Source organism: Sphingobacterium shayense, assembly GCF_013179575.1.
GTDB classification, from domain to species: domain Bacteria; phylum Bacteroidota; class Bacteroidia; order Sphingobacteriales; family Sphingobacteriaceae; genus Sphingobacterium; species Sphingobacterium shayense.
On the sequence record NZ_JABMCQ010000039.1, the window covers coordinates 20,311 to 27,194 of the forward strand.

4 protein-coding genes are annotated in these 6,884 nt (G+C 44.0%); all 4 read left to right on the forward strand.

The genetic code is table 11. The features are described 5' to 3' along the window. Positions 1-32: 32 nt before the first annotated feature. A complete protein-coding gene (locus tag HP439_RS06865) occupies positions 33-2,021 on the forward strand; it encodes a rhamnogalacturonan lyase (protein WP_172389600.1) in 1,989 nt (662 codons plus the stop codon). Between the two features lie 11 nt (positions 2,022-2,032). Continuing rightward, entirely contained in the window at positions 2,033-2,827 is a 795-nt protein-coding gene (locus HP439_RS06870) for a rhamnogalacturonan acetylesterase (protein WP_172389601.1), read from the forward strand. Positions 2,828-2,942: 115 nt separating this feature from the next. Then, positions 2,943-4,091 carry a glycoside hydrolase family 88/105 protein gene (locus HP439_RS06875; RefSeq protein WP_172389602.1) on the forward strand — a complete coding sequence of 383 codons (1,149 nt, stop codon included), beginning with the start codon at positions 2,943-2,945 and terminating at the stop codon, positions 4,089-4,091. A gap of 34 nt (positions 4,092-4,125) precedes the next feature. Continuing rightward, positions 4,126-6,884, forward strand: a 2,759-nt coding sequence (locus tag HP439_RS06880; protein WP_172389603.1) for a DUF4982 domain-containing protein, incomplete at its 3' end; no start/stop codon positions are given.

Sequence of the window (6,884 nt, forward strand, 5' to 3'; positions counted from 1 at the left end):
CGCGATCCTTTGCACCTAGCCAGCTAAATAGTATGGATAATTATTCAACACCCAGATCGATAGGCAGATTAGCCGGATTATGTCTGCTAACCGTGACGTTGTTGCTTTTAGCCGGACCTGTTCATTGCCAACGTTACATGGAATATCTTGATCGCAGTATGATCGCCGTCAAAACCGGCGAGTCGTCCGTTTTTTTCAGCTGGCGATTACTTGCAAACGATGACTTTGATACACCGTTTCATATTTATAGACAATATGCGGGGGAGCAGAAAGTTCGATTAACAAAAACACCGATAGTGGCATCCACCTGTTTTCAAGATAACGAGTTAGATCCAAGCAAAGAAGTAACCTATACTTTGACGCGCATAATAGGGAAGCGAGAAACAACAGAATCGACGCTAGAACTGACTCAAACGACGCCGGTAAAATCCTATTTAGAGGTTCGTATGAACACGCCCGAAGGTTATACGCCCTCAGATATGTCTGTTGGGGATCTTGATGGCGATGGCAGTTACGAGCTCATTGTTCACCAGACAGGAAAAGCTCATGATAACTCGCATTTAGGAATTACCGATAGACCTATTTTCCAAGCTTACCGGTTCGACGGTACGATGCTTTGGGAAATTGATTTAGGTGTAAATATTCGCGAGGGGGCCCACTATACACAGTTTATGGTTTACGACTTGGATAATGATGGTAGAGCAGAATTTGTTTGTAAGACGGCTGATGGGACGCGTGACGGGCTGGGGTGGGTGATGGGAGATTCCACGGCTGACTATCGAGTACTTGATAGTGCCTCCAGAAATTTCGGGCGTATTTTAGAGGGACCGGAATATCTGACTGTGTTTGATGGGCTGACCGGCGCAGCTATATCAACGACAGACTATTTGCCTGAACGCGGGGAGTTAAAAACATGGGGAGATGATCAAGCAAATCGTAGCGAACGTTATCTAGGTGGGATTGCTTATTTAGATGGTGTACACCCAAGTCTTGTAATGACCAGAGGCTATTATGAGCGCACAGCTCTCGTTGCTTGGGATTTTAAGGATAAGAAACTCGTGCCACGCTGGGTTTTTGATACAAAAACTGGAACCCATCCCTATGCCGGACAGGGCTATCATAGCTTGTCTGTTGCTGACGTGGACCAGGATGGGAAAGATGAAATCATTTTCGGGGCAATGTGTATTGATGACGACGGTACTGGTCTTTATACAACAAAATTGGGACATGGCGATGCGTTACATGTATCAGATCTAGATCCAGACCGTCCTGGATTTGAAATTTTCGGAATACATGAGCTCAAGGGTGGAAAGAGGGGGATCGGCGCTTCCCTATTAGATGCTAAAACAGGGAAAATACTTTTTAAGGGTGCGATTGACCAGGATGTTCCCCGCGGCCTGGCTGCTAATATAGACCCGGATCATCGTGGCGCTTATATGTGGTGGCTCGGCTCAGATCTTTATGATATGAAAGGAAAGGTGATGGGTAGAGCACCCGAGCAAGCCAACTTCTTAATTTGGTGGGATGATGATTTTAGTAGAGAAATGCTGGATCACAATACCATCGAAAAATATAAGCATGGTGTTATCTTCCATGCTGAGGGAGCGACTTCTAATAATGGAACCAAACGAACACCTTCACTATCTGCAGACATTCTTGGAGATTGGCGGGAGGAATTGATTCTTAGGGCTGATGACAACAAGTCTATCCGGATTTATACAACCACTATCCCTACCCGGAATCGGCTATATACTTTAATGCAAGACCCAGTCTATAGGCTTGGGGTTGCTTGGCAAAATGTCGCGTACAATCAACCACCACATGCGGGTTATTACATAGGTGCCGGAATGGATTTGCCCAAGCGAAATGAGAACATACGTGTCGTCGATGTTCAGAGAACGGTATCCGATCTTCGGGCTGAGAAAAGGGTTCATGGGATTACTATCGGTGTAGCGACAGCAGATGACGGAGTTATCGGGGGGGATTTGGATAAGACGAAATTGTCCAAAAGCACAAACTAGTTTTTTAACACATGGGAAACAAAACAAAAATATATTGTAACGCTATTTTATTGATTTTGTCGGTCTCTCTTTTGAGTTCCTTTCTATTGAAAAAGGAAAGGCCTCGGTTATTTATCATTGGAGATTCAACAGTCAAGAATGGCAAGGGGGATGGGAGTAATGCACAATGGGGGTGGGGTAGTATTATCGGTGAATTTTTTCAGGAAAACGAGATTGAAGTACAAAATAAGGCCCGTGGGGGAACAAGTAGTCGGACATTTTATAATAATCCAAAACTTTGGCAACAAGTGTTAGATAGCCTCCGACCGGGTGATTTCGTTATGATGCAATTCGGACATAATGATACGAGTCCAGTCGTGGATACCACGCGCGCCCGAGGTACATTTAAAGGCAATGACAATAAATTTGAGATAGTGAATAATCCATTACTCGGGCAGAAAGAAGTTGTATACAGTTATGGATTTTATTTGCGGCGCTTTGTAAAAAATATTCAGGATAAGGGAGCAGTTGCCATCATATGTTCGCCCATACCACGAGATGCCTGGAATGGAGATAAGGTGGTTCGCAATGACTATCCCAAATGGGCTATGCAGGCGGCTGAGCAGAGTGGAGCTTTTTTTATACCTCTAAATGCTTTGATTATTGACGTATATGAGAAAGAAGGCGAAGAGCATGTTTCGGAAACCTACTTCGGTGAGGTCGATCACACGCATACAACCCTAGCAGGGGCACAACTAAACGCTCGAATTTTGAAAAACTTTATTGCAAAAAATGACGTTGCTGGATTAGCACGGTATTTAAACTGATAGCGTTTGAATGCAGAGGAATGGCCGTGCGCGGCACCGATAATAGAAAATATAACCTTTTTACTACGGATATAATCACGAATGGTTCTCACTTAATTATCCATACGAATCGAATATGCCAAAACCAACAATAATCTATAGTTTACTTATTGCCGCCTGCCTATGGGGTGGTTGTGCTACTAAGAAAAATATTCCGGTTGAACAGCCGAATAAAAACGAAGTAATAGCTGTACTCCGACAAGCAAATGACTATTTTATGGGGAAATGGCCGGACACGGGAAAACCGGTGTATACGACTCGCTGGCGGCCTAGTAATATTTGGACCAGAGCGGTCTACTATGAGGGTCTGCTTGCTTTAAATCAGATCGATCCCCAACAACGCTACTACGATTATGCTGTCGATTGGGGCGCAAGCCATCGGTGGGGACTACGCAATGGAACCCAGACACGAAATGCGGATGATCAGGCATGTGGCCAGATTTATTTAGATCTTTACGAGATGGATCCGCGTGAGGAACGCATCGTGGATATAAAGGCGAATATCGATTTCATCATAGCCTCGGGTAAGGTTGACGATTGGACCTGGGTAGATGCCATACAGATGGCAATGCCTGTATATGCGAAAATGGGGGTGCTTTTCGAGGATAAAAAATATTTCGAACATATGCATCAATTGTATCTCTATTCTCGAAATGTAGAAGGGGGAGGCTTATATAACTCCGAGGATAAGCTGTGGTGGCGCGATAAGGATTTCGTACCGCCGTATACTGAACCAAATGGTGAAGACTGTTATTGGTCACGCGGAAATGGTTGGGTTGCAGCGGCCTTGGTTCGTGTTTTAGAAATATTGCCGCCTGATGCCCAATTCAGGGAGGTTTATATGCAGGATTATAAAGACCTGATGATGGGTGTACTTAGTGCGCAACGAGCCGATGGATTTTGGAACGTCAGCTTGCACGATCCCACCCACTTTGGTGGTAGAGAGACCTCGGGCACGGCGCTATTCGTTTACGCCATGGCTTGGGGCGTTCGCAATGGAATATTAGATGAATCTACCTTCAGGTCTTCGATACATAGGGGGTGGAATGCAATGGTAAATGAAGCAGTACATCCCTCGGGTTTTTTGGGTTATCTACAAGGTACAGGAAAGGAACCTAAAGACGGGCAGCCTGTGAGTTTTTCAAGTGTGCCTGATTTTGAGGATTATGGGCTTGGATGCTTTCTTTTGGCAGGAAGTGAAGTTTACAAAATACTCGGCAAGTAGAACAATAAGGATGCATGTAAAAAAAGATTTCTGGATGAAAATTATTGTTTTGCTATGCTTTTTAGCTTGTTTCTCTGCACGCGCGCAGCGGCAACACTTTAGTTTTAACGCAGGCTGGCAATTACACGTTGGAGACATTCCCGGTGCGTCTTCGCCGGATTTTGACGACTCGAAATGGCAAAAAGTTACATTACCTCATGCCTGGAATGAGAGCGAAGCTTTCGCTAAGCCGATACATGAACACAGCACGAATGTGGCATGGTACAGGAAGAAGTTTATTATTCCAGATAGTATAAACTGGGATAAAGTATTCTTGGAATTTGAAGGTCTCCGTCACGGAGCTGAGTTTTATGTTAACGGGCAATTCGTTGGACGCCACGAAAACGGCGTGATGGCTGTTGGGATTGATATTTCTAAAATGTTGTTGCGAAAAGGAGAAAATGTAATAAGCGTTCGTACCGATAATTCTTGGCAATATCTCGAAAAGGATAGCCAGACACCTTATCAATGGAATGATAAAAATTTCAACGCTAATTACGGGGGTATTCCTAAAAACGTATGGATACATTTTACTGCAAGTGAATATCAAACTTTGCCGCTATATTCAAATTTAGGGACGACAGGGGTGTACATATATGCAAAAGGTATAAATATTCCGGCTAAAACACTCGAGTTACACGTAGAGTCGCAGGTTCGGAACGAGTCTGGAGCTCGAAAACGAGGAACATTTGTCGTTGACGTACGTGATGCTACGGGTAAAATAGTCAATACTTTTTCGACTGATTACGAGCTTTTGGCTGGAGAAACAAAGATATTACATGCCGTAGACAGCCTTCAAGAGGTAAACTTCTGGAACTGGGGGTACGGCTATTTATATAGCATTCAAACTCAACTCGTGCATGACGAGGTCGTTACTGATCTTGTAGAAACAAAAACAGGCTTTCGTAAGACCGAATTTCGTAACGGGATGGTCTATCTCAATGATCAAATATTAATGATGAAGGGATACGCACAACGGACAAGCAACGAATGGCCATCGGTAGGTCTCTCTGTGGCACCATGGCTCAGTGATTATAGTAACAAGCTTATGGTTGAAAGTGGTGCTAGTCTTGTACGATGGATGCATGTTACGCCATGGAAACAGGACGTTGAATCTTGTGATCGAGTTGGATTAATGCAGATGCTACCCGCGGGTGATGCGGAAAGAGATGCTCAGGGGAGACGTTGGGAGCAGCGCACGATGCTTATGCGAGATGCTATTGTCTATTATCGCAATAGTCCGAGTGTGCTTTTTTATGAATCTGGCAATGAATCGATTTCCGAAGACCACATGGCGGAGATGATTGCTATCAGAGATCAATACGACCCCTATGGTGGCCGTGCTATTGGGTCACGAGAGATGCTTGATAGTAAAATAGCGGAATACGGAGGGGAGATGCTTTATATTAATAAATCTAAGCGTCATCCGATGATTGCTACCGAATACATGCGTGACGAGGGGCTACGTAAGTATTGGGATGAGTATAGTTATCCATTTCATAAAGAGGGAGATGGCCCTCGGTATAAAGGAAATGACGCGAGTGAATACAACCGTAATCAGGATCAACACGCCATTGAAGCTGTGCGCCGATGGTGGGAATATTATCGCGTACGTCCGGGAACGGGTAATAGGGTAAGTTCGGGAGGAGTGAATATTATATTTTCAGATTCCAATACGCATTATAGGGGCGAAGAAAATTACCGTCGGAGCGGTGAAGTAGATGCTATGCGTATTCCAAAAGACGCGTATTTTGCCCATAAAGTGATGTGGGATGGTTGGGTGACACCTGATCCCAAAGGATTACATATAATAGGTCACTGGAATTATCCTGCCGGGACAAAAAAGGATATTCATGTGGTGAGTGCTGGGCAGAAAGTAGAGCTTTTTGTTAATGGTAAAAGTCAAGGTTTCGGTCAACGTTCCTATAATTTTTTGTTCACTTTTGCCAATGTTACATTCGAGAAGGGAACCATTTTGGTCCGTTCGTATGATAATGATGGAAATGTTGTTAACGAATCATCTTTACAAACTGCTGGCGAACCTTATAGAGTTAAGCTGAATTATAGGCACGGGGCAAACGGACTCTATGCCGATGGACACGATATGGTTCTGGTGGAAGTAGAGATACTGGATAAACAAGGCCGGCGATGTCCTACAGCAACAAATATGATTGACTTCTCGTTTCGTGGCCCAATGAAGTGGCTTGGAGGTATTGCGCAAGGCCCGGGAAACTATGTTGGTAGTAAATCGCTTCCAGTAGAATGCGGTGTAAATAGAGTACTGCTGCGTAGCGAGTATATGCGAAGTGGTGAGGTCTTGCTTCAGGCTCATGCTAACGGACTTTTAACAGACAGCGTGAAATGGGAAATAATACCTATCGAAGCGAAGAATGATCTATTTGTGAAACGATCTGATGAAAATCTACCGTCAAATTTGGATCGTGGAGAAGGACTAGATATCCCTGCACCAAAAATTGTACGAAGGAGCTTGGAAATTGAAGAGGCGACGGCGGGGGCGAACGAGGACAACGTATTAGCTTCATTCGATGATAATGAACTCTCGGACTGGGCCAATGATGGAAAGTTGGAAAACGCATGGGTTGAGTATAAATTAAAGGAATATTCCCAAATTGACGAGTTAGATATTAAAGTGAACAATTTTCGCTCACGTAGTTATCCTGTGCAAGTTTTTGTTGATGGGAACCTTGTATTTGATGGCAACACGAAGACTACATTAGGTTATGATTGTATTTT

What these genes read in the sequence shown, in the direction of transcription:
- HP439_RS06865 (WP_172389600.1), top strand. Translation starts at nt 33, where the DNA reads ATGGATAATTATTCAACACCCAGATCGATAGGCAGATTAGCCGGATTA.
- HP439_RS06870 (WP_172389601.1), top strand. Translation starts at nt 2,033, where the DNA reads ATGGGAAACAAAACAAAAATATATTGTAACGCTATTTTATTGATTTTG.
- HP439_RS06875 (WP_172389602.1), top strand. Translation starts at nt 2,943, where the DNA reads ATGCCAAAACCAACAATAATCTATAGTTTACTTATTGCCGCCTGCCTA.